The 26338-nt window shown below is 44.5% G+C and carries 22 protein-coding genes and 2 rRNA genes (1 of these 24 cut by a window edge); 13 read left to right on the forward strand and 11 right to left on the reverse strand.

Annotation, left to right across the window (positions count from 1 at the left end):
* Positions 1–286 precede the first annotated feature (286 nt).
* On the reverse strand, positions 287–2008 hold the full coding sequence (locus FCL46_RS06710) for a methyl-accepting chemotaxis protein (protein ID WP_136805594.1): 1722 nt from the start codon (positions 2006–2008) through the stop codon (positions 287–289).
* A gap of 356 nt (positions 2009–2364) precedes the next feature.
* Between FCL46_RS06710 and FCL46_RS06715 the strand changes: the two genes are divergently transcribed.
* The 3 genes from FCL46_RS06715 to FCL46_RS06725 all read left to right on the forward strand — a co-directional run bounded on the left by FCL46_RS06715 (position 2365) and on the right by FCL46_RS06725 (position 6995).
* Positions 2365–3984 (forward strand): sigma-54 interaction domain-containing protein, encoded by a 1620-nt coding sequence (locus tag FCL46_RS06715; RefSeq protein WP_136805595.1) that lies wholly within the window; start codon positions 2365–2367, stop codon positions 3982–3984.
* A gap of 362 nt (positions 3985–4346) precedes the next feature.
* On the forward strand, positions 4347–5459 hold the full coding sequence (gene ald, locus FCL46_RS06720; RefSeq protein ID WP_136805596.1) for an alanine dehydrogenase: 1113 nt from the start codon (positions 4347–4349) through the stop codon (positions 5457–5459).
* 162 nt (positions 5460–5621) lie between these two features.
* Positions 5622–6995 carry an alanine/glycine:cation symporter family protein gene (locus FCL46_RS06725; RefSeq protein ID WP_136805597.1) on the forward strand — a complete coding sequence of 458 codons (1374 nt, stop codon included), beginning with the start codon at positions 5622–5624 and terminating at the stop codon, positions 6993–6995.
* A 141-nt stretch (positions 6996–7136) separates the two neighbouring features.
* Here the strand turns inward: FCL46_RS06725 and FCL46_RS06730 are convergent, their stop codons facing one another.
* Together FCL46_RS06730 and FCL46_RS06735 are read right to left on the reverse strand one after the other, a co-directional pair.
* Positions 7137–9236 carry an acetate--CoA ligase family protein gene (locus FCL46_RS06730; protein WP_136805598.1) on the reverse strand — a complete coding sequence of 700 codons (2100 nt, stop codon included), beginning with the start codon at positions 9234–9236 and terminating at the stop codon, positions 7137–7139.
* Between the two features lie 233 nt (positions 9237–9469).
* Positions 9470–10444 carry a LysR family transcriptional regulator gene (locus tag FCL46_RS06735; protein ID WP_136805599.1) on the reverse strand — a complete coding sequence of 325 codons (975 nt, stop codon included), beginning with the start codon at positions 10442–10444 and terminating at the stop codon, positions 9470–9472.
* 119 nt (positions 10445–10563) lie between these two features.
* Here FCL46_RS06735 and FCL46_RS06740 point away from each other — a divergent pair, with 119 nt between their 5' ends.
* The 8 genes from FCL46_RS06740 to FCL46_RS06775 all read left to right on the forward strand — a co-directional run bounded on the left by FCL46_RS06740 (position 10564) and on the right by FCL46_RS06775 (position 16967).
* Entirely contained in the window at positions 10564–11109 is a 546-nt protein-coding gene (locus FCL46_RS06740) for a GNAT family N-acetyltransferase (protein ID WP_136805600.1), read from the forward strand.
* A gap of 424 nt (positions 11110–11533) precedes the next feature.
* Positions 11534–12130: a MarC family protein gene (locus tag FCL46_RS06745; protein WP_136805601.1), complete on the forward strand. Its 597-nt coding sequence runs from the start codon at positions 11534–11536 to the stop codon at positions 12128–12130.
* A gap of 155 nt (positions 12131–12285) precedes the next feature.
* Positions 12286–12843 (forward strand): NUDIX hydrolase, encoded by a 558-nt coding sequence (locus FCL46_RS06750; protein ID WP_167505756.1) that lies wholly within the window; start codon positions 12286–12288, stop codon positions 12841–12843.
* A 208-nt stretch (positions 12844–13051) separates the two neighbouring features.
* Positions 13052–13381, forward strand: a complete 330-nt coding sequence (locus FCL46_RS06755; protein ID WP_136805603.1) for a cupin domain-containing protein — start codon at positions 13052–13054, stop codon at positions 13379–13381.
* 276 nt (positions 13382–13657) lie between these two features.
* Positions 13658–15208, forward strand: a complete 1551-nt coding sequence (locus tag FCL46_RS06760) for an aminotransferase-like domain-containing protein (protein ID WP_167505757.1) — start codon at positions 13658–13660, stop codon at positions 15206–15208.
* 25 nt (positions 15209–15233) lie between these two features.
* Complete coding sequence (locus FCL46_RS06765; RefSeq protein ID WP_136805605.1) at positions 15234–15725, forward strand: GNAT family N-acetyltransferase; 492 nt, start codon at positions 15234–15236, stop codon at positions 15723–15725.
* Between the two features lie 151 nt (positions 15726–15876).
* The gene (locus FCL46_RS06770; protein WP_136805606.1) at positions 15877–16092 is read left to right on the forward strand and encodes a hypothetical protein; all 216 of its coding nucleotides are present in this window, start codon (positions 15877–15879) and stop codon (positions 16090–16092) included.
* 506 nt (positions 16093–16598) lie between these two features.
* The gene (locus tag FCL46_RS06775; protein WP_136805607.1) at positions 16599–16967 is read left to right on the forward strand and encodes a PilZ domain-containing protein; all 369 of its coding nucleotides are present in this window, start codon (positions 16599–16601) and stop codon (positions 16965–16967) included.
* Positions 16968–17019: 52 nt separating this feature from the next.
* Here the strand turns inward: FCL46_RS06775 and FCL46_RS06780 are convergent, their stop codons facing one another.
* Complete coding sequence (locus FCL46_RS06780; protein WP_136805608.1) at positions 17020–18009, reverse strand: hypothetical protein; 990 nt, start codon at positions 18007–18009, stop codon at positions 17020–17022.
* A 167-nt stretch (positions 18010–18176) separates the two neighbouring features.
* On the opposite strand from FCL46_RS06780, the gene FCL46_RS06785 reads away from it, so the two are divergent.
* Together FCL46_RS06785 and FCL46_RS06790 are read left to right on the forward strand one after the other, a co-directional pair.
* Complete coding sequence (locus tag FCL46_RS06785) at positions 18177–18518, forward strand: hypothetical protein (RefSeq protein WP_136805609.1); 342 nt, start codon at positions 18177–18179, stop codon at positions 18516–18518.
* Positions 18519–18767: 249 nt separating this feature from the next.
* Positions 18768–19406 (forward strand): cyclase family protein, encoded by a 639-nt coding sequence (locus tag FCL46_RS06790; protein ID WP_136805610.1) that lies wholly within the window; start codon positions 18768–18770, stop codon positions 19404–19406.
* A 32-nt stretch (positions 19407–19438) separates the two neighbouring features.
* On the opposite strand, the gene FCL46_RS06795 is transcribed toward FCL46_RS06790, so the two are convergent.
* The 7 genes from FCL46_RS06795 to FCL46_RS06825 all read right to left on the reverse strand — a co-directional run.
* Positions 19439–20140, reverse strand: coding sequence for an ABC transporter permease (locus FCL46_RS06795; RefSeq protein WP_136805611.1), 702 nt, complete (start codon positions 20138–20140; stop codon positions 19439–19441).
* Position 20141: 1 nt separating this feature from the next.
* Positions 20142–20831, reverse strand: a complete 690-nt coding sequence (locus tag FCL46_RS06800) for an ABC transporter permease (protein WP_136805612.1) — start codon at positions 20829–20831, stop codon at positions 20142–20144.
* Positions 20832–20907: 76 nt separating this feature from the next.
* A complete protein-coding gene (locus FCL46_RS06805; protein ID WP_136805613.1) occupies positions 20908–21684 on the reverse strand; it encodes an ABC transporter substrate-binding protein in 777 nt (258 codons plus the stop codon).
* Positions 21685–21726: 42 nt separating this feature from the next.
* Positions 21727–22503 carry an ABC transporter ATP-binding protein gene (locus FCL46_RS06810; protein ID WP_136805614.1) on the reverse strand — a complete coding sequence of 259 codons (777 nt, stop codon included), beginning with the start codon at positions 22501–22503 and terminating at the stop codon, positions 21727–21729.
* Positions 22504–22735: 232 nt separating this feature from the next.
* Positions 22736–24079: an alanine/glycine:cation symporter family protein gene (locus tag FCL46_RS06815; RefSeq protein ID WP_136805615.1), complete on the reverse strand. Its 1344-nt coding sequence runs from the start codon at positions 24077–24079 to the stop codon at positions 22736–22738.
* Positions 24080–25411: 1332 nt separating this feature from the next.
* A 5S ribosomal RNA gene (gene rrf / locus FCL46_RS06820) occupies positions 25412–25528 on the reverse strand.
* 141 nt (positions 25529–25669) lie between these two features.
* Positions 25670–26338: ribosomal RNA gene (locus FCL46_RS06825) — 23S ribosomal RNA — on the reverse strand (it continues 2249 nt past the right edge of the window).

Raw genomic sequence — 26338 nt, forward strand, 5'->3', positions numbered from 1 at the left:
ACTTGTGGGAGGAGTAACATGCTAGAACTGCCTATTACCCATCAGTTAAAATCTCAACCTTACAGATTGAGTGAGATCCTTGAAAATACAAAAAAGGACTAAGGTTAAAGGGGGGAGGACTGAGTGAATTGCATTTAAAATGCAATAAGCTCCTGAACCACTCAGTCCTTTTACCTTTGGCCTAAGTCCTAATATTTGCTTCCCACTCTCGAAGGGGAGGGTGTGATATCCTTGCTGATCTCAAAACCCGTGTACTTCCCTTTATTCCATTGGGTGTATCTTTAAGCTATATCTTAAAGCTTCCGACAATGGTGTTTAATTCCTGAGATCTGGCAAGCAGGTCCTCAGCGTTTTGTCTGACATCATTTGAACTGGCAGATATACTTTGTGCTGCTGCAGATACTTCTGAGATATCTCTTGATATGTCTGTCGAAACAACCGAGCTTTGCGTGACATTCTCATTTACTTCCTGAATGCCTGTGCTTGCCTGGCTTATGTTGTTGGCAATTTCCTGGGTCGCTGCAGACTGCTCTTCAACAGCTGTTGCTATTGTGACGACAATATCATTTACCCCTGCGATGATAGACGATATCTGCTCAATTCCCTGCTCAGTTATCTTCGATGTGTTTTGTACGTCGTCAATCAGATTTTTAATATCGAGTGTGGCTTCAGCGGTCTGCTTCGCAAGTTCCTTAATCTCGTTTGCAACAACTGCAAAACCTTTGCCTGCTTCACCTGCCCTGGCAGCCTCAATGGTTGCATTGAGTGCCAGCAGGTTTGTCTGTTCGGAAATTTCAGTTATCGTTTCGGTAACCCGGCCAATTTTGTTTGCTGCTACACCAAGCTCTTTCATCTTCTCAAAGGCGTTGTTAGCCTGATTGACAGCGTTTGTTGAGACCCCCCGAGCTCTTTCGGCATTCTCAGCTATCTCATTAATTGTTGAAGTCATTTCTTCTGCAGCGGTGGCCACCATACCGGTATTGGTTGATGACTGCTCCATTGCTGCCGCAACATTATTAAGGTTAGCGCTCATTTCTTCGGCTGCAGCGGCTACGTTGGTTGAACGTTCGGATGTATTTTGTGCCCCTGAAAGTAACTCTGTTGCAATTGCGGAGAGTTTGCCGGAACTATCGCCGACACCAATTGAGTTCGAAGCAATATTTCTGATTATGTTCTGCAGTTTTTCCAGAAAGAGATTGAACCATCCGGCAAGTTCAGCAATTTCATCTTTTGCCTTTATTTCTATACGTTTTGTAAGATCACCTTCGCCTTCAGCAATATCCTTAAAACTTTCGATCATCGATTTGAGACTACCAACTATACCGACTGCTATAATGATAATAAGGGTAATGATACAGGCAAAAATGAATCCTGCCGAAGCCAGCATTGTGATAATACTTTTTCGTACCTGGCCACCTATCTCATCACCCATCTGGGCCTTGTATGCATCGATGTTATCCAGATAAACACCTGTTCCAATCCACATCTGAGTGCCGGGGATGAGCTTGGCGTAACTGAGTTTGGGTATATCTCCAGCACCTGGTTTGGGCCATACATACGTAACAAATCCACCACCTTTTGCTGCGGCATCACGGAGTTCACGGATAAGGTAGACATCGTTTTTGTCCTTTGCACCATCGAGATCTTTGCCGTGATTTTCCGGCCGTATCGGATGAGCAAGAGTAATTGTTCCTTCATAGACAAAAAAATACCCGGATTCGTCAGTTTCAAACCTGATTTCTTTTATGAATCTCCGAATGGCCTCAATCTGTTTTTCTCTCGTGTCATATTCTTTTATTGCTTCGCCGATGGTCAGAGCCATGGCGTGAGTGGCTACCTCAATTTTTGCCTTTTGATCAGCCAGCATTACATCACCTGTTTTGGCAATTCCCATGTCCCTGGCTTTGTTGCCATTGCTAACGGCGAAATAGACCATCACAATGAATAGGGCCAGGATGGCGGTAATGATCAGGTACATCCGTTGTTTAACTGTAAATTTGTTAAGCATATGATTCCTCCTGGCAAAGCGTGACGATGGTTTGTCCTCTGAGGCTAAGTCTGTAGTACTCCGCCTCTGTGAATTCCAATTTTCCTGTCTTGTATTACATTGTCGACGAGAATGGCGGAAAATTCAAATGGCATGAATGAATTATTTGCTCAATTCTTGGTTTTGACACAATTGTCTCTATGTTGAGTGGGGCACTTTTCTTTTCACACGAATTGGGTTGAGTTGGATAAAGCGGAAGAATTCTTGAAATATTTCTCGTTTTTATTCAATACTGAGGGTAAGGTTTTTGCTAAATTGTTACGGAATATTAAATGTATGATGCGACTTAACCATACAGTTTATCAATAAGGTGATTCATGGCGGGTAATCTCAAATTTCAACTTTTATTTAAAGATCGTATAGGGATTGTCTTCGATATTGCCAGGTTGATGAGCGAACAGAGTCTTAATATCGTATCCATGGAAGTTGAACAGAAAGAAGGCTTTGCCAAAATATCTATCGAAATAGAAACTGAAGCTCATGCCTTTGACAAGGAGTCTCTGTTTACACTCTTTGCTACTCTGTCCGGGCTTGAAAGCCAGACTGAACTGCGAAGTTTACCGCAGGAAAAGAGACAGAAGTGGTTCCGCACTTTGTTTGATGGCATGAGTGAGGGAGTTATGTCTGTTGATGCCAAGGGTATCATTAACACTGTCAATAGTGTTGCATGTCGACTTCTTGGTGAGGTTTATGAAAATATTATCGGACAACATATCAGCGAAATCAGCCCTAAAGATTCCATTCTTCTTGATTGTATCAGTAAAAGAATACCGGTCAGCAGGAGGAAATGGGCTCTGACTAACACCGGAAGGGTTGAATTCTATGGATCTGCCAAACCCATTCACGACTCTCAGGGCAAATTTGTAGGGGCAGTTCTCCTTATGAAAAATCTGAAAGAAGTCAAGGAGATGGTCGACGCCGTTTCAACCCCTTTAGAGGTTACTTTTTATGATTTTATTGGCCAGAGCCCTGTTATAAAAAATCTGATTACCTTTGCAAAAAAGATATCAGATACGAGCGCCATCGTTTCAATTACCGGTGAAAGCGGTACAGGTAAAGAACTGTTTGCCAAAGCGATTCATTTTGAAAGTGGAAGAAAAGGTCCGTTTATACCGATTAACTGTGCGGCATTGCCAGAACAACTTATAGAAAGTGAACTGTTCGGCTATGTTGACGGAGCATTTACCGGAGCACGAAAAAGTGGCAAGCCCGGTTTGTTTGAAGCTGCCAGCGACGGCACTATTTTTCTGGATGAGATTGGAGATATGCCTCCAGGCCCGCAGGCCAAAATTCTTCGGGTTCTGCAGGATGGACTTGTCAGAAGAATTGGAGGTTTTGAAGAGATACCTGTCAATGCCCGTGTAATAACGGCAACAAACAAAGATTTGAAAACAATGGTGCAGGAAAACCGATTTAGAGAAGACCTGTTCTATCGTATCAATGTACTTACTATCCAGATTCCGCCGCTCCGGGAGAGGCTGATGGATATTCCTCTTCTTGCCAGAAGTTTTCTGCAACATTGTAATCGAAAACTTGGCAAAGCTGATCAGACGATCAGCAGCATGGCAATGGCCAAATTATATACTTCAACCTGGCCCGGTAACGTGAGAGAATTGAAGAATGTTATAGAGCGCGCTTCGGTTCTAAGCGATTCTGAGGAGATAAACGTGGATGCTATACTTCTCAGCAACGAAACAACAAGTCATGGTACTCGGGCAGTTTCAGGCTTTGCTCAAGGACACACCAGTTCATTGAAAGAGCTTGTTGGCTACTATGAGTTAGAGATAGTGCTCGACACCCTCAATTCCAGCCCTAGTATCCGCAAGGCTGCTCAAAAGTTGTCTATTTCACATACCGCGCTCTTAAAAAAGATCGACAAGTATAACCTTTATGTTGGTAATAAATCAAACCAGTGGAACAAAAAAGAACCGTTGTAGTTACTCCATATATATCAATTTGTAACGTTATACCCATGGTGCTCTGGTAACTAAAGGTACCATCTTGCAGCTTTTCCCTCTTCAATGTATTTCTCTTCTATATCACATGTTGCTTTTCTTATTCCAAACTGTATGTGGTTAACGTCTAGTATTTACTGCCTTTAATTTAACTTTCATCGCGTTGGTTTGCCGTGGTTGGGGATAACGATCTCACAAGTGGCAAGTATCTTGCTTAATACGTGAGTGAACATTTCTAAAGAGTCTTGCTGAACGTTCATTAAGTAACACGCCGTGGCTGTGCACCTTTATGCTCATATTCTGTGTACAGCTGGAAACAGTTTTTTAATCAGGAGGTTTAAAAAATGAAAGTTGGAATTCTCAAGGAAATCAAAAGTGCAGAAAACAGAGTTGCCATGACTCCTTCCGGAGTCGAGACCATGGTTGCAAACGGCCATGAGGTTATGGTCGAGAAATCTGCTGGTGTTGGATCTGGATTTTCAGATGAAGAGTATAGCGGAGTCGGTGCTAAAATCGTTGCAGCGCCATCTGAGATCTATGCTGAATCTGATATGGTTATGCATGTAAAAGAGCCCCAGCCGTCAGAATACGATATGGTCAGAGAAGGTCAGATTGTTTTCACATACTTCCATTTTGCTCCTGACGAGCAACTCACACGCGCCTTTATTAAGAATAAATCTGTTGCAATAGCATACGAGACTGTGGAGGGAGCAAAAGGTGACCTGCCGCTCCTGACACCAATGAGTGAAGTTGCAGGACGTATGTCGATGCAGGAAGGTGCCAAGTATCTCGAACGTTTTTATGGTGGACGAGGACTTCTGCTTGGTGGTGTGACTGGTGTTGCTCCGGCTACAGTTGTTGTTATCGGAGGTGGAGTAGTTGGAACAAATGCCGCACAAATGGCCTGCGGGCTTGGTGCCAAAGTATATCTGCTTGATATGAATCTTGATCGTCTCAGGTATCTGTCTGAGGTTATGCCGAAAAACTGTTTCCCAATGATGAGCAGCCCTACCATTCTTCGTCAGTTGGTCACGGAAGCGGATGTTGTGATCGGAGCTATTCTTGTGGCAGGTACCAAGGCACCGAAGCTTGTAACACGTGAAATGTTGAAGACCATGAAGCCTGGTGCTGTCATTGTGGATGTGGCGATCGATCAGGGTGGATGTTTTGAAACCTCAAAGGCGACAACACATGCAGAGCCTGTGTATGAAGTAGACGGAGTGATCCACTATTGCGTAGCCAATATGCCGGGTGCAGTTCCTGTCACCTCAACAATGGCCCTGACAAATGCAACCCTTCCATATGCGGTGGAGATTGCCAATAAAGGATGGAAGAAATCAGCTCAGGATAACCATGGAATCAAAACCGGCCTCAACATTGTACACGGGAAGGTCACGTACAAAGGCGTTGCTGATGCCTTTGATCTCGATTTCACCCCTGTAGAGGAGGTGTTGTAGTAAATCATAGTAAGAACAGACAGATCCGGGACAGATTTCAGCGATCATGTCGTTCGAGCACGTTCATCTGATGTCGAAACAGGAGTTCACGAGCTGCCGGGAACGAATTTTTCTACGTGGTTCAAAGAAGCAATTGTTAATGAAAAAAAGGGAGGAAAGTAAATGGAATTATTGAGTACTCTAGATGCCATAGTCGGGAAAGTAGGTGCTTTTGCCTGGGGGCCGCCTATGCTGATTTTGCTTGTGGGAACCGGCTTCTGGCTGACTTTTGCACTCCGTGGACTACAGTTTAGAAAACTTGGACATGCTCTATATCTTGCACTGATAAAACGTAAAGAAGATAGTGATGAACCTGGTGATATCACACATTTCCAGGCACTGATGACTGCCCTTTCGGCAACAGTCGGTACCGGTAATATTGCAGGTGTTGCCACTGCCATTGCGGTTGGTGGACCGGGAGCACTGTTCTGGATGTGGATTACAGGCCTTGTAGGTATGGCTACCAAATATGCAGAAGCTGTACTCGCTGTAAAATATCGTGTTGTTGATGAAAACGGTGAGATGAGTGGTGGCCCGATGTATTACATCTCCAAGGGCTTAAATATGCCTTGGCTCGGAACCGTCTTTGCCGTTTTTGCTTCTGTCGCAGCCTTTGGTATTGGTAACATGGTTCAGTCCAACTCGGTCGCTGACGCTGTGGAAGCCACCTACCATGTACCTCATGTAGTAACCGGATTGATCCTGATGGTCTGCACTGCAGCAGTTGTGCTTGGTGGAATCAAGAAAATTGGTAAGGTTACCGGTGTCCTCGTGCCGATCATGATCGTTTTTTATATGGCTGGTGCAGCGTATATTATTATTACCCATATATCAGAGGTTCCAGGAGCTTTGGCGTTCATCGTTCAGCAGGCGTTTAATCCTACCGCAGCAGTTGGTGGTTTTGCAGGTGCCTCCATTATGCTGGCGATTCGGATGGGTGTTGCTCGTGGCGTATTCTCTAACGAATCCGGTCTTGGTAGTGCTCCTATTGCTGCAGCAGCTGCACAGACCAAGAGCCCGATCACCCAGGCCCTTGTATCAATGACTCAGACGTTTATCGATACCATTATCGTTTGTACCATGACTGGTCTTGTTCTTATTATTACAGGTGTCTGGTCTAATGGTGAAACTGGTGCTCAATTAACCACAATGGCCTTTGCTGCCGGAATGCCCGGTGGTGCCCATGTTGTGACCATTGGTATAATACTGTTTGCCTATTCGACAATTCTTGGTTGGTGCTATTATGGCGAAAAGGCAATTGAGTATATCTTCGGTGTCAAATCAGTTCTGCCGTATCGTATCACGTTTGTAGTTTTCGTTGGTGTGGGTGCTGTTGCCAAATTGAGTCTTGTCTGGAACATATCCGATACTCTTAATGGCTTGATGGCTATTCCTAACCTTATCGGTCTCTTGCTGTTGACCCCGGTCGTTGTTTCGGAGACGAAGAAGTATTTTGATAATAAAAAGGAAAACGTTACTGTCGACGTTAAGGACTGATCAGTACGATGCTTGATTACTCTAAAAATAGTATTGAGTAGATTTCAATAAGTAGTGTGGTAGCTTTACACCTAAAAGGTTCCTTCCGGCATAATCGGTTGGAACCTTTTTTTGTGCGATACTGGTATTCGCAAAAAAATTCTAGGACACCCGCACCCGCCCATCAAGAGCGAGAACTCCTGAGCCATCTGCGAGAACCCGTACGGGGTTGATATCAAGTTCCTGGATCTGATGGTAATCTGCCATCAACCACGAGACGCGAAGGATGAGATCGGTAAAGGCTTCGATATCTCCTGCCTGGCCACCTCTTGCGCCTTGGAGAATAGCGTAGGACTTCAATCGCTTGAGCTTATCAGCGATCTCCTGACGACTGGACGGACAGAGCACACGCTCGGTGTCCTTGAAGATCTCGATATATATACCGCCGTAGCCAAAGAATACTATTGGACCGAACGCTTCATCAACCTTAGCACCGATGAACATGTCATGACCGGGGCCTGCCATTTCCATGACTCGTGCACCGGTAAAACTGGCTTCGCCATTGAAGTTGGTAAGATTAATCCGCAGTTGATCAAAACCTTCTGTGACCTCATGAGCAGTCTGCAGATTAAGCAGCACACCGCCAGCCTCGGATTTATGAATTGCATCGGGCGATACCACTTTCATAACGACAGGATACCCGATATCTGCCGCGATCTCAGCCGCTTCTTTGGCGGAGTATGCGACGCGGGAACTCGCGGTCGGAATAGTGTAGCAGTTGAGTAGTTCAAGAACATCTTCGCCGTGGTCACCAGTGTGTGTGTTCACCCAGGAAGAGGCCGGATCTGAGTTGATGTTGTCTGGACGTGAAGCGGAGAAGGGGGGCGAACTCTTTCTTTGGTAAAACTCCTGCTGCATTTTCATAGTCCTGATCATTTCTTCAGGATTGTTGAAGATAGGAATGCTCAGATTGTTCTTAATTTTTGTGATGGTCCGGGAAGGCCCGAAAAGGCATACTCCAAGCGGCTTTCCGCTTGAGCGGACTGCGCCCATTGTCTCCTGTGAGAGATCGGTATGGAACATACGGGTGAAGATATCATCACCGGAAGGCATACGGGGCCATTGGTTGATGTAGAGCCCACCGTCGACGTTATCGTTGTGCAGCGCCAGGTGAAATATATCTGCCGTAGATTTGGGGTCGTACATGTCGCCCATGTCGAGCGGATTGGAAACGTTGATGATTCCGGCATTACCGTATTTGGTTATCTCTGTGTAGAAATCATTGCCAGGGTCAGCGAACTCGAAACCGGCTTTGTCGCAGAGATCCGCCATGATAACTGAAAATCCACCAGCCGGGCTCATGGCCATGATTCGGTTGCCGCGCATTGGTGGAAGGCTGAATGCCTTGGTGACAGAGATGATATCGTTAAAGTTGTCTATGCGGATGATGCCAGCTCGTTCGAGCGCGGAGTCGATGATGTCGTTGTCGTTGCTGATGGCTGCGGTGTGGCTCATTGCCGCTCTGGAGCCAGCACTGGTGGTGTTGGCCTTGTAGAGGATGATTGGTTTGTCGCAACTCTGGGCAGCCTCGATGAGCGAAAGGCCATTTGTGATAGATTCGACATAGAGGCAGATGATCTTTGTTTCCGGGTCTTTGGCGAAATATTTTAGGAAATCGACCTCGTTCAAGTCAAGTTTATTGCCGATGGAAGCGAATTTGGCGAGTCCTATATTCTCGTCTGCCATCTGATTCCAGAGAAATAGTCCGAGACCGCCACTTTGGGTAATTATGGACATTCCACCCTTAGGTGGGCTGTAAAGAGGAGGAAATGGCAGGCAGAGCCCATTGGCGGTATTTACCACGGTAAGACCATTGGGCCCAATGAATCGGATGCTGTACTTTCGCGCATATTCCAGCATCTGACTGGCTAGTAGTTCTCCGTTTTCGCCGGCTTCGTTGAAACCACCTGCAGGAATGGCCATACGCCGAATGCCAAATTCTCCACAGGCAAGTACAACATCAGGGATGAATCTTGCAGGCAGAAGGGTCACCGCCAGATCTGGAATCTCCGGGAGATCAGTTATCTCCCGATACATTTTGATGCCGTCGACATGGCGTGCATCCGATCCGGGGTTTACCCCGAAAATCCTTCCTCGATAGCCCCAGCGGAGTAAGTTTCCGAGAATGAGACGGGAGAGATTGTTTTCCTTTGCGGAGAGTCCAAGTATGACGATCGAATCGGGATAGAAGAGCTTTTCCATGTCTGGTCCTGTGGGCTGTTGTTAACCCGGATTCTTCGTCAATACAGTTTTTCGCAGGTCGCGGCACAATCCATGTTGCTGTTGTAAATTGCTGCAAGTGGCTTGTAGCGCTGCAACTGCTGAAAAGCGTATGAAAATGCGGGTTAAACGGATGAACTATTGCAGGTTGTTAACGTTTTCGTAAACAAGAATGCAGCGAAACGCAAGGAATGTTTTTGGAATTAACATAATGTTCATGAGATATTCGGGTTTTGGGGGAGAATGTTGAACCTGCGAAGCATTGTATCGTGCTGCATGCTCTCCATGATATGTGTATGAAATGTTTTTTCAGTTATTGTTGGTATCCTGTCCTGAAGCTCAACCAGTGATATTGTGTTGATAGCGTTGGGAGTCCCTGTAGTTATCGGAACTATCAATCCAGAGCGAATTTCCTTCCAAACCATATGCGATGATGTTGTAGTTAAGCCCATTCCGAGTTTTACACATCTGAGGTTTGCCTGATGACTTTCCACCGTGAGCACCACATTAGGCCGAATATTTCTCTTCTTGAAGTGGTGTAGAAACCAGTGCTTTAAGAACATGTCATCGTGTTCATCTGAAATGAATTCTTTTTCTATCAGGTTCTCGTACGAATGGTCCCCATTTATTTCCTTGTCATAATATTCCCGCGAACAGATGAGTGTCAGCTCTTCATCAATCATCGAATCGATACTGTAAAAATCGGCACTGCCTCCCATAAGCTGCATTGTAGCAAGTACAAGATCAATTACTGCAAAGTCAATTTCACCTTCATGCAGCAGTTTGAGAAGTGACAACGGCTCACCAAGTCTGATTGAAAAACGTACTTCCGGATACTTTACTCTGAAAGAATGGCATATGTCAGGCAGGTAAGCGCGTCCGAATTCATAGGGAACTCCAATCCGCACGAGCCCATATGGAGTGTCTGCTGGATATCTGAGCCCTTGCAGAATATCCGGAAGACCTGTCAGAAAAGGTTCAATGGTATCGTAGAGCTGTCTGCCCGCAGAAGTGGGGACAAGCTTTTTATGAATTCTGGTAAATAGCGGCACCTTCAACTCTTTTTCAAGTTTTTTGAGGTGCTGACTTACAGCAGGTTGCGAGAGATTAAGCTTTCTGGCGGCATTGCTAACGCTGTTCAGTCGGTAAATATTATAAAAAATTCGTAGTCGATTAAGGTCGTGTTGCATAACTCAAACTTATTAAGTGGATTGTTTATATATATTTTACTTATTAACTCCTCTTCTGTATCGTGACAACATCAATCTTTCGAAGTGAAAATATTGTTTCAATTAACGGGTATTAGACCATGAAGACCATAGAGATTAGAAGAGTTGAGCGAAGTGATTTAAACGGTTGTGTCCTTCTTGAGGAGCGTTGCTACTCTCCTATAGAGGTTGCTCCGCGTGATTTCATTGCCAAGCGGATTGAGATATACCCGGATGGATTCTATGTCGCCGAAGTAAACGGTGAGATTGTCGGTATGATAAACACCGGTGCGACACATAAAGATGATATTACCGACGAAGAGTTGAAATACCTTATCGGCCATGTACGAAATGGGAAAAACAATGTGATTTTTTCTCTGGCAGTTCACCCTGAACATCGTGGTAAAGGCATCGCCAGAATGCTTATGGATAAGATAATTGAAGTTGCCGAGGGAAAGGAGAAGCAAAAAATCCTTCTACTCTGCAAAGATAACCTGGTCGAGTTTTATACTGCTTTAGGGTTTGAATATGTGAACCCGTCCAATTCTGACTTTGGTGGTTTTACCTGGCACCAGATGGAGCACAAACTTCCAGAACCGACCTGGATAGACACGAGCCACCACAACTCTGCGTCACTGAGTATATAGTACGCAGAGATCGATAACCATGCTGGCTGGTGAGACACAACATACTTCGTTTTTTGCGACAGTTATCTCCTCCCTCGTCAGTCAGCTGGTTATCGGTAATTTTGTAACCATTCAGCAGCACTCCATATGCACCGATTAGACCGTGCGGTATCCACGCTGTATTGAAGTCTACACGAAGCTACTGCACTGGCTGCGTATGCACATATTGAGCACTGCTGAAAAGTTACAGCTTGAGGTTAAGGACAGGCTTTGCATTACCTCTATTCTCTTCTCTTGTACCCTGTTTCTCTAAACGATCTTCTATAGCTTTCTATTTTTTAATCATTTTTAATTTTTGACTATTACATGTATTGGCGTAAGGATAGATCCGTCGTGTTGTGATGATCTGTTTTGAGCCGTATTTTTCTCTCTCAGGGGTTCTCTTATGGATGTCGGTTTGCCAATCATCTCTACAGCAATTCTGCTGCTCTTTGTTCTGGACCCGTTCGGTAATGTGCCTGTCCTGCTTTCGGTGCTAAAGGATGTGCCGGAAGACCGGGTGCGTAAGGTGATAGTGAGAGAAATGGGATACGGGTTGATTATTCTGCTTGGGTTTCTCTTTCTTGGCGATCATTTTCTGAGCCTCTTTCATCTCCAGACCGAATCGGTAACGATTGCCGGCGCTATAATATTTTTTATAATCGGTATCAGGCTCATTTTTCCGTCTGAAGGAGGCGGCAATATCTATGGTTCTACCGGTGAGCCGTTTATGGTCCCAATTGCCATTCCGATGATTGCGGGTCCGTCGGCACTTGCCACATTACTGGTTCTCAGCAGGTCAAATCAGGGTTCATGGCCGGAGACTCTTGCAGCCTTATTATTGGCGTGGTTAGTGACATCGGTGGTGCTGATCTTTTCGCCTCTTTTATATCGTATTCTTAAAGATAAAGGGCTTGAAGCACTTGAAAGGCTGATGGGAATGCTTTTGCTCATTATGGCTGTGCAGATGGGGATAGATGGTTTGCGTGGGCTACAGCTATAAAATGAATAAAATTTTCCTCAGTATAAAACTCTATTAGACATGCTGAAGATTAACGGCAATAGTAGTTCTTTTGAAGAAATACTATTGAGCCACCTGCTGACTTTTCGGGTGGAAGCTATGTTAAACCAATTAGAACAAACTGCAGGAGATCGCCGGTGCGTAAAAAGAATGATAATTCAGTTGAGGGTTGGGAGGTTCATCCTGACAAAGTAATACTGGACACACCCGTTGTGAAAATTCACGCGGGACCCGTTGTCTGCAAGAGAAGTGGCAGAACAAAGGATTTCTACCTCTTTGATTTTCCTGACTGGGTAAATATTATAGCGCTTACCCCTGAGCAGGAGATAGTTCTTATACGCCAATTGAGATATGGTACCGGCCGCATGGAAATAGAGATACCCGGAGGTATGATGAATGCGGGTGAAGATCCTATTGAGGCGGGTTGTAGAGAATTGCTTGAAGAGACAGGTTATGCGGGAAATCATGCCCGGGTGATTGGTAAGGTTTGCCCTAACCCAGCTATTCAGCGTAATTACTGTCACACTGTACTTGTTGAGGATGCTGTTCGAGTATCCGATCCCAGTTTTGATGATATGGAAGATATCGAGTGTATTCTTAAATCTGAAGCTGATGTTCGCAAAAAGATAGAATCAGGTAGTATCGATCATGGGTTGGTACTGAATGCTTTGATGTTCTATCTGAATAAGCCATAAAAATATAGATATGAATGGAACCATTTGACAGGCAATTGTCCGTGTCTGTTGAATTGCTGAATGATATTTGTTTAGGTAATACGCCGTTATTATATGTTTTGTTTCTGGACAATTACTGCCTGCATGGTATTCTGAGGAGCTAACACATTACGAATTCATAGTTATTAGTATATTCCTCAAAAAGAGTACTCGAAAGGAGGGAGAGGCGATGGGTCTGTGGGTTCAGAAGGAAGGTTACGATACCTGCCTGCAAGCTACAGGTGAAGTCATGCAGTCTCCAAATACCGAGGTTTATCTTATCCGTTTTCGTGAAGGCAAGTTCAGTCATTACCATAAAAGTACAACTGAGTTCTTTCACTTTACCGCAGGTTCCGGACGAATTCTGATGGATGATCGAGAGGTTGAGCTGTATCCCGGTGTTTCTCTTGTGATCCCTCCTTATGTAAAGCATATGTTCATCAATAATTCCAACGACATTCTTTTAGAAGCGGTAATGGTGAAAACCAATACCCACCCTGAAGATACTTTCATAGTATAATCGCCCCTTTTGGGTTTGGCCTCTGCCAGTGGATACAACCCTGCGAGACTGTCATTTCTCCATATAATGTCCTGTTATATCGCGATAGTATATCTTCCCTTTTGAGCAAATCTTCATTTTTTATAGTATTTGAAATAATCATGATAATCACCTAAAAGCGGCTTCTTAAGTCTTGGCAGACTTGAAAATATCCGCTATTTCTTAAAAAACTATTTGACACGTTTTGTGTGTTGGGTGTATTGGTACTGTATTAATACAGTATAAATGAGGTGGTATATGTATGAGATCGATCGGGATCTGGATATCCCGTTATATATTCAGATACGAACACGTGTTGAAAAGTTAATTGAAAGCGGTGAACTGCAGCCGGGTGATAGGTTGCCGTCTGTATCAAGTCTTGCAAAAGCGATAGGAGTTACACAGGCAACTGTACGCAGAGCATTGCAGGATTTAGGTGAAGCAGGGCATACAACGTGCCATGTTGGGCGGGGTACCTTTATTCGTGACGTGAATGCTGTAAAAGTTGATGATGAAGGGCCAAGCGAATTTGCTCTGAATCAGCGTCCTGAGGCAAAAGGACGTTCACGCCAAATGCTTGATAGGCCACGTGAGCATGCTGCCCGTCGATTGCGAACAGGTGTAAGTAAGGCACTCTATGATATCATGCCACTTGCACATAAGCCTGGCATGATAGCGCTTACCAAAGGGACGCCGGATGCATCAGATCTTCCTGCACGATTCCTGGATGAGACCTGTGAAGATGTACTTAAAAATGGATCAGTACACTATATTGCCGCAACTGACCCCCTGGGCGTATACGATCTTCGTAAAGAGATAGCCAGGCGCGCGAGTGAAGACGGTATGGTGGTTACTCCTGATATGGTCATGATCACCAACGGCGTTTCGCAGGCAATTACCTTAATTGCCCAGTCTGCGATGGAGGAGCAGCCCGAAATTATCTGCGAGACACCATGTTTTCAGGGAATATCAAATTCATTCGCTGCAATGGGACATTGGGTGGAAACTGTCCAGCGAGACGAGCAGGGCCCGATAATTGAGCAATTGGAACGTTTTTCTGACTACTCGCCACGTATGTTTTACCTCTGTCCGTATGTGCACAATCCAATGGGTACAGATATTAGTCCCGAGCGATCTCGCCGTCTTGTTGAGTGGGCGAAAAGAACCGGAAGCATTGTTATTGCAGATGAGATATTTCGTGATCTACGGTTTGAAAGAAAGGCGCAGCCTAGCTTGTTAAAGGATCTGGGGGGGGAGCAGGCGATAGTCGTGAGTTCGATGTCAAAATCTGTAATGACAGGATTGAGAATAGGGTGGATTATTACTTCACCTAAAAGAATTCAGGAGCTTGCCCAGCTTAAACGTTTGATGGATCATTCGGCTCCTGCAATTACCCAGGCGTTAGCGTTGAATATTTACAGATCGGGTAGGTTTGACTCGCATGTGGAATCTATGCGGCTCGTATACCAAAAGCGAATGAGTACACTCATTAATTCTTTAGAAAAACTCATGCCTAAAGAGATTCGCTGGTCCAGGCCGAATGGTGGTTTTTCTATCCTGCTTGAATTGCCGCGAGGGTATTCAAGCGTGGCGCTACTGCTTACAGCCATAGATAAAGGCGTCTCTTTTTTACCGGGTCCGTTATTTGATATTGACCAGCGGTACGTTCATGGCATGAGATTATCAACTGCATGGGCTGATGAGCACCAGATAAAGGAAGGGATTGAACTTCTTGCAAACGCAATTGAAGAATTCCTTGAGGCACCACCAAGCGATACTGGGTTAAGCGGCCTTGGTGGTTTTCAATGATTTGAACGAAGATAGAGGTGGGGGGATGAGCTATTCAATATACCGGATGGGCGTTGAGGATGGTGATGCTGTAATGAATATATTTAATCATTATATCGAACACACCTTTGCTGCTTATCGGGAAGAGAAATTGCCGGCTAGTGCATTCAGTTTGTTTCTTGATGCTGCACGCGGATACCCTGCATTAGTTATAAAGGATGAAAGCGGTAAGTTGCTGGGATTTGGAATGCTGAGGGCTCATAAAGCGATTCAGGAATTTGCACATACCGCTGAGTTTGTCTGTTTTCTTCATCCCGATCATCTCCGGGCAGGACTTGGCAAACAGCTACTGGATCGACTGGTAAATGAGGGTAAGGAAATCGGCTTTTCTTCTATCCTCTCAAATATTTCTTCCCGTAATCCCGGGAGTATACGATTTCATGAGAAAAACGGGTTTGTGGAGTGCGGCAGGTTTGTCAATATCGGTAAAAAGCATGGGAAATATTTCGATACGGTCTGGATGCAAAAGAGGCTGTAGTTTTTGGACAGCCTCCCCGTACGCAGATAAGGCATAAAACACGAGTCAGTTTACCGCCTAAATTCAGCTTGCAGTGAAATTTCAGATAGAAGTAGCCGGGTTGAGTTTGTGTGGTAATTACATCAATTGTAACACATATTGCGGAGTACATATGAATCCATATATTATTGAAATAATCATTAGAGAGCGGCAGCAAGAGCTCTGCCGGGAAGCTGAACGACAACGAATGGTGGCGGAGTGGGAAGCAGCTAATCCACAAGAGAAGGGCAGGCTGGCTATAGCTTTGGGCAATCTGCTTATACGATTGGGACACAGTCTGAAAGCACGCTATGAATCAGAGCAACGATGCCGGCAGGGAGCGATATAGCACGAAGCTGAAGCTGGTGTCTGCCAGGAATCTGCCCGTGGTAACCGTTAGTCAGTTTCCATCAGAAATACAAGAAGATGGTTCACGATTGAGGCGTGTGCCTGATTTTGTTTTCTTCTTCTAAATAACAAAACCTCAACTAGCCTTTTGAGGCGTTAAGTGCAAGGAGTGTGGAGTATAGAATTTATCGAAATCCAGTTATTCATTTACAACCAACATAGAGTTACTTATGGAGAATCCAGTGAGTAGTGCTTTTAACGCCTCACGCCTGACTCCTAACACCTCACTTTTTTAAGCTGCGTTTCGGTGGTGATCATATTATTCCTTTATCTTACATAAAGATGGTGCGGTTTTAGTAATTTGTTTTACAGTATATTTTATGTATGATTATAGGGTGGTTTTGAAAATAGAGTGAACCCGTACCTTCCAGCCTAACATCAACAGGAGTATGGTTATCATTAAGCTTTAAGCGCTTTAAAAGTATGTGAACTTTATAAGGACATTCAATGTCAGATTCAGATTCAGATTCTAATGACCGTCGAAAGAATAAACGACTCAAAGGGCGTAAGGAAGCAATACTGGTTACGCCAAACGGAATGCATCATATAGATGATATCAGTGTTGGTGGCCTGGCATTCCAATGTTCGGCGAATGATACGTTTCCATCGCAGTGGCCAGTAGAAATTATTTTTGCAGGGACAACATTATATCTCAAAAATGTCCCTGTCAGATTAATCAGGGAAGAGGTTTCTGAAGATCAATCCTACGTCTCAGACGCAACTAAAAAGGTTGGTGTTGAGTTTATGGAACTCGATATGCATAATCAGGTGCTACTGCAAAAATTACTTACCTATCACACGGAAGGGCAGGCGTAAGGGCGGCACAGTTTATACAAAGGTGTTGGGGCAAAGTTCACAATTATGAGATTTATAATTTCCAGCCCCAATACTTTAAAAAACGTGAAAAATCACGCAAATCAGAGGCATCTCGTGCCCACGGTTTTATGCTGGTATAAAAAACTACTCCATCGTTAACACTCCGGCCCAGTCGTTTATCTTCACCCACCCGCCAGTCAAGTGCCCACCAGCTCATGAGTGCTCTTTCCCATATTTTGTAACTGCCTTTAACATATTCTTTTCCGGGGTCTTTCGTATTGAATAGTGAATACGTTTGACTCGAAGGGGAGGGAAGGTTTTGAAGATCTTCAAGTGGCAACAGTTGTGATTGTGTTTGATGAGTACCGTTGATGTGTGCAGAACGGTAATTTACATCCATGACCCTGTGTGTTTCGTTACGCAACCGGATAGTGAGTTTTCCGGGTTCATGAGTAGAAGGCGCGACGATAGAAGTAGGTAGATATTCGCCAAAAACTAATTGTTGGGAATCGGTTCTGTTTGGTGGGTGGTAGATAGGGGCAAGCAGATCTGTCGGGATAAACGCAAGATAACATCCACAGGTGTGAAGGGTGGTTATCAGTAAAGGTTGGTTATCCTCATTGAGGGTTATAATTACAAATAGGCCAATATTTTTTCCGGTGCCGAGATGAAATGGGAAAAATTTTAAAGGTATTTCAGGGAAATGAACGCGATAAATGAGATTTGTATAGTTGCCGCGTATGCCGTTCCATGTTCTAGTTTCTGCATAATAGGTTGCTGTGTCGGTATCAATGTACACCTCGTAGTCTTTATCCCCGTGTAGCTTAACGACAGGAGTGCCTATCAGATTATAGTTATTTTCGGGGTTTTCTATAATAAATACGGGAGCGTTACTACGAATGTGACTCTCTCCTGTTACCACATATTCTCTGGTGGGTCTGTTGTCTTCTAATGAGTGTTGAACAGGTGTTGCGCATGAGGATAACAGTAGCATTGAGAGAGAAAGAGCCAGAAGATAGAAACTATTACAATACAATCGCATAGAACTCCTCGTTTGTCGGATAACAGAAAACCTTTGCCCTCTTCTGATGAACCGTGTAATACCGAGTGGTGAATCATGTGAGGCGTTCGAGATAGATGACAGGTCGTGGTATGATTTCATAAATACATTGTAAGTAGTGTTTCCCTTTTTTTGGAGTATTAAAAAACATGATTAATCGAGCTGCATTAATAGTACGACTCAAACAGCCTTTCATCAAATGGATAAATGAAGCTGATCCTTTGGACAGTCGTTCTAAGATAACTATTGAGGAAGCTAATGAGGATCGGACAGTTTACCTGATTGATGATTCTGAAGCTGAGCATGTTGATGAGTGGCTTGATCTCAATTTTAGGCAGGTCTTCGAATCTGAATTGGAAGACTGGTACAATGAGCCATCGCTCTGGCCTAAAAATTTAGACCGAAAGCTTTTTGATCAGTGGTGTGAGGTCGATTGCCACACTGTTATTGTCGACACTGTAGGTGGCCCAATCCTGGATGACGGCGAGTAATATTCAGGTAATACGCTGAGCGAACTAATCATCATTTCTGTTTCTATTCTGAGATTGTGCTGATTTACTCGCTATCTGTGGATGTCGGTGATTACGGTAATTGCTGATATCGATTATATTCAGGACAATTTAAGGAGCATGGCGGATATAGTTCCGCTTTGTCAGCTATTTCCTGTAATAAAAAGTAAGGCGTTGTGCCTTACTACTCAATACTTCGAAGAAATCTGGAGAAATTGAGAAATTGAGAAAATGCGATCAATTGATCTGACCCACCGCCTGGAACCTGCTATGCCGGTTTTTCCTGGAACTGAGCAGCCTGGTATAGAGCAGGCAAACACTCTAGAAGATGATGGCTTTCGCGAAAAGAAAGTATGTATGTATTCTCATACAGGTACCCATATAGATGCGCCTGCACATATGGATGAAAATGGAAAAACCCTGGACGCTTATCCTGTGGAATGGTTCCATGGACCGGCATGCGTATATTTCCACCCTGATGAACACAGAAAAACTATAACAGTTGATTTACTAGAACCATTACAATCATATCTGAAAACAGCCGATTTCCTGTTGTTGGCGACAGGTTGGGATAAGTATTGGGCAACACCGGAGTATTTTGGTGATTTTCCTGTTCTGGATGAGAAAGCTGCAAAGTGGTTGACCCAGTTTTCACTCAAGGGGATCGGGTTGGATGTAATGTCTGCAGACATGATGAAATCCAAAGATTTTTCAATTCACAGAATACTGTTTGCTAAAGAGCTGTTAATAGTCGAAAACCTGAAGAACCTGTCAAATATTCCAACACCGTTATGCGAATTTTTTTGCCTGCCTTTAAACCTTGCTGATGCGGACGGGGCGCCGGTTAGAGCGTTAGCAATTGTCGACTGACCCGGTTCGATTTGATGTATAATCAAGAGTGGTCAGGCTGTATCGCTGTCCCTTCTTAGATGAGCCAACCATTTGTATTCCAGCTTTTTCAATCCCCATACCATAGTGAAGGTAATAACCATATAAAATGCAGCGGCAGTCAGAAATGCTTCGTAAGGGCTGTAAAACCGTGAATTGATTATACGCGCGGCGCCGGTTATATCGACAATGGTGATAACGCTGGCCAGAGCGGTACCGTGAAGCATGAAAATCATTTCATTTCCATAGGCTGGTAGGGCGCGCCGTAGAGCACTTGGCAGGATGATTCGCCTGAACATTAACGGCTTTGACATCCCGGCAGCTTTAGCAGCCTCGATTTCACCAAGTGGTGTATTGACTATTGAGCCTCGAAAAATTTCTGTCGTGTAGGCACCGGTATTAAGAGCAAAGGTGAACAGGGCGCAGAAGTGCGCTTCTTTAAACAGGTCCCAGATAAAGGTATCTTTAATCGCTTCAAATTGCCCCATGCCGTAGTAAACAAGAAACATTTGGATAAGCAGAGGCGTACCGCGAAAGAAATAGACGAACGCTCGTATTGGTAGGGTGACTAGAGGGTTATTACTGATTGTGAGCAATACAGCTAAAGCAATAGCAATAAAAAAGCCAAATATCAGTGAGAGACTTACCAGTTCGAGGGTGATCCAGACACCACCGAAATAAACATCAATATTTTCTAAGATTAAGGAGAAGTTCATATCAGTTCTTTATGACCCCCAAACTGTATTTTTTCTCCAACCATTGCAGCAGGTAGATAGAGACTGTAGTGATTATAAGGTAATTAAATGCCACAACGGCATAAAAAGTAAAAGGCATTCGTGTGGAACCGGCAGCAAGCGAGGCTTTGCGGACCATGTCGTCTAACCCGATGATAGAGACGAGCGCTGTAGCTTTTGTGAGCACCAGCCAGTTGTTGCCGAAGCCGGGTATGGCGTGGCGAACCATCTGGGGAAGAAGTATTCTTATAATGACTTGTATTTGTGACATGCCATAGGCTGCACCTGCTTCGAGTTGCCCTGCCGGAACAGCAAGAATTGCTCCTCTGAAAGTTTCTGCCATATAGGCACCGAATATGAAGCCGATTGTCAAGACACCTGCGATGTACGGGTTGATATCGATATAATCTTCATAGCCGACACTATATGCTAACTGATTCACAAGCATCTGGCCGCCGTAAAAAACCAGTAGCATGAGCACAAGATCTGGCACACCACGAATTACGGTGGTATAAATCTGCGCAATTGTTTTTAAAACGCGGGAACCGGAGAGTTTGGCTAGAGCACCGGCAACACCGAGTACAGTAGCTATTGCGAGCGAAGTCAGAGAAACATTGATAGTCAACAATGTGCCCTGAGCGATACTTGGGCCATATCCTTGCAGGTCAATCATAAGAGAGCGTCACGGTAAGGCCGGTGAGACAATGAAGTGTCCCACCGGGAACGCCGGAAGGTAAGGTAGGTATTACTTACTCGCCGTAAACGTTAAAATTAAAATATTTATTCTGAATCTTCTCGTAAGTACCGTTTGCACGAATAGTATCGATAGCTTCGTTCAGTTTCTGCTTCAGTTCACCATCCTGCTTGCGAACTGCAGCACCGATACCAGGGCCGAAGAATTTAGGGTCAACCATATCCGGGCCGACAAATTCGTAATCTGCACCTTTATCTTTGCTCAAGAAACCTTCCATAAGTGCAACGCTGTCTGCCATAACGATATCAATACGTCCGGCTTCAACATCAAGGTACGCTTCATCAAGAGAACCATAGCGTTTAATCTCTACAGTTTTTCCATAGATGTCGGTGAGGTATTTATCATGAATGGTCTCACGCTGTACACCAATTACCTTACCTTTAAGGGCTTCCATGGAGAATTGAGGAATAATTCCTTTCTTAACCATGAATTTTGCAGGGGTTTGGTAATACTTCTTGGTGAAATCTACTTTCTGTAAGCGCTCTTCAGTAATAGACATGGAGGCGATGATGGTGTCGTACTTGCGTGCAAGCAGTCCGGGAATCATTCCATCCCAGTCTTGAGCAACGAGTACAGGCTCTGCACCTATTGCTTCGCAAAGTGCTACAGCGATATCCACGTCAAAACCGATAAGTGTTCCATCAGGGGAAACCTGGCTGAATGGAGGATATGCGCCTTCAATAGCTACACGGATTTTAGTCCAGTCCTTTGCCTGAGCTGCACCGGTGCAAATCAGGAAGGATAATGCGATCAACACTACAATTCTCTTCATGCTGTTCTCCTCGTGTTAAGGTGGGAATCTGGTGATGCCAATTTAGAGCACAGTGTTAAGAAACTGTGCGAATCTTTCAGATTTCGGTGAGGTAAAAACTGCCGAAGGTGGACCCTGCTCTTCAATAAGGCCCTCTGAAAGGTAGATAACTTCAGTAGAAACTTCTCGCGCAAATCCCATCTCATGGGTAACCACTACCATAGTTCTGCCCTCTTCGGCCAGTTTACGCATGACAAGGAGGACTTCACCTACCAGTTCAGGGTCGAGAGCAGAGGTCGGTTCATCAAACAGCATGACTTCAGGCTCCATCGCCAATGCTCTGGCTATCGCTGCCCGCTGTTGCTGGCCGCCGGAAAGATGAGCAGGGTAGGCGTCAATTTTATCGTGGATACCCACTTTATCGAGATAGTGTTTGGCTTTTTCGATTGCAGTTTTCTTTGGTACTTTAAGAACATGGACTGGAGCTTCTATCACGTTTTCAAGAATGGTCATATGGGACCAGAGGTTGAACTGCTGGAAAACCATGGTGAGCTTCGATCGAATTCGTTCAACTTGCTTTCTGTCAGTAGGAATGTACTCGCCTTTCCTGTTGCGCTCCATGCGAATAATTTCACCGCATACGCTGACTTGTCCACTATTAGGAGTCTCAAGAAGGTTTACGCATCTCAGCATGGTACTTTTTCCGGATCCACTTGAACCAAGGACAGCTATTACATCCCCCTTATTAGCGGTGAATGAAACGCCTTTCAGGACTTCAACCGGCCCAAAACTTTTATGAAGGTCGTTTACTGTAAGCGCTGTAGTATCACCTGAATTCAAAACAGATCTCCTTAAAAACAACTATATATGGCGATAGAAATATAGATCGCTCAGATTTGATGTATGGCTTTTCAATATAAGAAAACAACCGGGTTTATAAAGAATTACATAGGCAATTGCAAGGTTATAATACTCTATGGCCGAAAACGAAACCAGCCCTCAAATTGCGGCTATAAAAGTAAGCTGCAATTTGAGGGCTGGAGTATTGCTTTAGAGAAATATTTTGACGGGATTACTTGTTATCAAAATATTTTTTTGTCTCAGAAACAATAACCGGAGTCAGAAGAAGCAGACCGATAAGGTTAGGAATAGCCATAAGGCCGTTCAGTGTATCGGAGAGGTTCCAAACGAAGCTCAGCTTAGCGATTGCGCCAACACCGATGAGGGTGATGAAAACAACGCGGTAAGGCAGGATAGATTTGACACCGAAAAGGTATTCAATTGACTTCTCACCATAATAGCACCAGCCAAGCATGGTAGAGTAAGCAAAGAGAATGATACCAATGGTAACTACATAGGCACCACCAGGCATACCAGCTGCGAATGCAGTAGTGGTCAATTGAGCACCAGTCTCGCCACTAGACCAAACACCAGTGAGAATGAGTACAAGACCTGTCATGGTACATACAATAATAGTATCGATAAAGGTCTGAGTCATTGAAACAAGTGCCTGAGTTACAGGGCTTTTGGTTTGAGCAGCAGCAGCAGCGATAGGGGCAGAACCGAGACCTGATTCGTTAGAGAAAACACCACGGGCAACACCCATGCGGATAGCAAGCATGATACCAGCACCAGCGAAACCACCTGTAGCAGCGGTAGGGTTGAATGCCTGATTAACGATGAAAGCAAGAGCTGCAGGAACACCGGCAATATTAGTGATAATGATGTAGAGAGCAGCTACAACATAAAAGAAAATCATGATTGGAACGAGAACACTGGTAACTTTACCGATGCTCTTAATACCACCAAGGATAACTGCTGCTGACAGTACCATAAGAACAACACCTGTCACAGCTGGTGGAACATTGAAGGTAGCCTGAACAGCATCCGCAACAGAGTTCGACTGAACCATATTGCCAATTCCGAAAGCAGCTATGGATGCAAATACAGCGAAAACAGCACCGAGCCAAGGCATATTTAATCCCTTGGAAATGTAATACATTGGTCCACCAGCCATCTCACCATTTTCATCGACAACACGATATTTGACAGCAAGAACGGCTTCCGCATATTTAGTAGCCATACCTACAAGACCGGTCATCCACATCCAGAAGAGGGCGCCGGGGCCTCCAATAGCTATCGCGGTAGCAACACCAGCAATATTACCAGTTCCGACGGTAGCGGAAAGAGCAGTCATTAATGCTTGAAAATGGGTGATGTCACCAGGTTCATCGGTGTCTTCTTTACGCTTGATCAGTGCGAGATACAGGGCATAGGGCAGTTTGGTGAACTGAATTCCACGAAGAGCGAGGGTTAGCCAAATACCAGTACCAACCAAGAGGATGAGCATTGGTGGTCCCCAGGCAAAGGCACCAATTTTTCCGACAAGAGCATCTAGAGTTGCAATAAATTCCATGTAACCTCCTCACAGTACATTGATTATAAAGCCGTGTGGCTCACTCGAAGACTTGGTCCAGTAAATAGACAAGTCAAAATACTTAATGCGAATCATGAACAATATGTAAAAAAATATAAAACATATGGCTATCTAATAAATTCCATAAAAAAAATCATGTAAATTTTCTATATTCAAAATGAATAAATTACGGGAAAATGTAGGAATATATGAAAATAATTAGGTTTATTATGAAGCCAAGAATAAGAAAGTGGCTTTTCGATAGAAATACGGTGACATAGAAGTTATGTGAAAAAAAAATAGAAATTTACGGATTCCGCAGTGGTTTGATCAAAAAATCTGAAAACGGAGAATAAAAATTTCAAAAAAGAGGGAAGGGGGATTAATAATAGTAGCGGTGCGTGGTGAAAATTAGCGATATATATGGAAATATAATGATATTACGTGAAGCTAGTAGGTAAATAAACACTTAAGCAAAACAAAAAAGCCCGATTGAAATTAATCAATCTGGCTTTTTATATATAAAATCGGCGGTGACCTACTCTCCCACAAAGTGGTCTATGGAGTACCATCGGCGCAGGTAAGCGAGCGTAGCGAGACTCCGAGAGAGCAGGTCCTGTAGTGTTCACGGATTGAGATGAATTGCTCGTCAAGGAGTCGTGAGATGAGCTGTACTCTTGTACGCTGATCTCGCAGGCGACGATGGGGAGTAAGTCATATCGATTAGAACGTAGTGGTGAACAGTTCAGGAAACTACCGTGTTCGTAATGGGAGCGGGTGGAGCCTCATCGCTATGACTTTGAAAATAAATAGCTGTAGGTCAGGGAAAACAACAGTTAGCTGTGTGGTCTAGATAATATACATTTTTTCAAATGAACCTGTTGATACACAAACAAAAAGCCCGATTGAAATTAATCAATCGGGCTTTTTATATATAAAATCGGCGGTGACTTACTCTCCCACACAGTTGCCCATGCAGTACCATCGGCGCTGAGGAGCTGGTCCTGTAGTGTTCACGGATTGAGATGACTTGCTCGTCAAGAAGCTGTGAGATGAGCTGTACTTTTGTACGCTTATCTCGCAGGCGACGATGGGGAGTAAGTCATCTCGATTCGAACGTAGTGGTGAACAGTTCAGGAAACTTCCGTGTTCGTAATGGGAACGGGTAGAACCTCTTCGCTACAACTTTGAAAATAAATAGCAGTAGGTCTGGGAAAACAAACCGTTAGGTGTATCGTATAAAGAGAGTATAAAGTTTTTCGAATGAACCTGTTGATACACAAAAACAAAAAGCCCGATTGAATGTAATTCAATCGGGCTTTTTATAAATAAAATCGGCGGTGACCTACTCTCCCACACAGTTGCCCATGCAGTACCATCGGCGCTGAAGAGCTTAACTTCCGTGTTCGGAATGGGAACGGGTGGAGCCTCTTCGCTATGACCGCCGAAAAATTTTGTGTATTCAGCGTATATCTTGCAAGAAATAGGGTAGGGGATAGCAGTTACGCCTCACTCCTCATGCCTTACACCTCACAATTAAAAATCGATAATCGAATAGTAGAGTAATCAGTAGTTGTTAATCAAAAAAATGTGGATAAGCCGCACGGCTTATTAGTATCGGTAAGCTCCACGTATTGCTACGCTTCCACACCCGACCTATCAACGTTGTAGTCTACAACGAGCCTTCAGATGACTAGTGTCATGGGAAATCTCATCTTAGAGTGGGCTTCCCGCTTAGATGCTTTCAGCGGTTATCCCTTCCGAACTTAGCTACCCAGCAATGCCCTTGGCAGAACAACTGGAACACCATAGGTTCGTCCACCCCGGTCCTCTCGTACTAGGGGAAGATCTCTTCAAATTTCCTGCGCCCGCAACAGATAAGGACCAAACTGTCTCACGACGTTTTAAACCCAGCTCGCGTACCACTTTAATTGGCGAACAGCCAAACCCTTGGGACCTGCTCCAGCCCCAGGATGTGATGAGCCGACATCGAGGTGCCAAACCTCCCCGTCGATATGGACTCTTGGGGGAGATAAGCCTGTTATCCCCGGAGTACCTTTTATCCGTTGAGCGACGACCCTTCCATGCGGAATCGCCGGATCACTAAGACCTACTTTCGTACCTGCTCGACATGTCTGTCTCGCAGTCAAGCTCCCTTATGCCTTTACACTCTACGGCTGGTTTCCAATCAGCCTGAGGGAACCATCGCGCGCCTCCGTTACTCTTTAGGAGGCGACCGCCCCAGTCAAACTACCCACC

The organism is Desulfosediminicola flagellatus (genome assembly GCF_005116655.2).
GTDB lineage: Bacteria > Desulfobacterota > Desulfobulbia > Desulfobulbales > Desulfocapsaceae > Desulfopila > Desulfopila flagellata.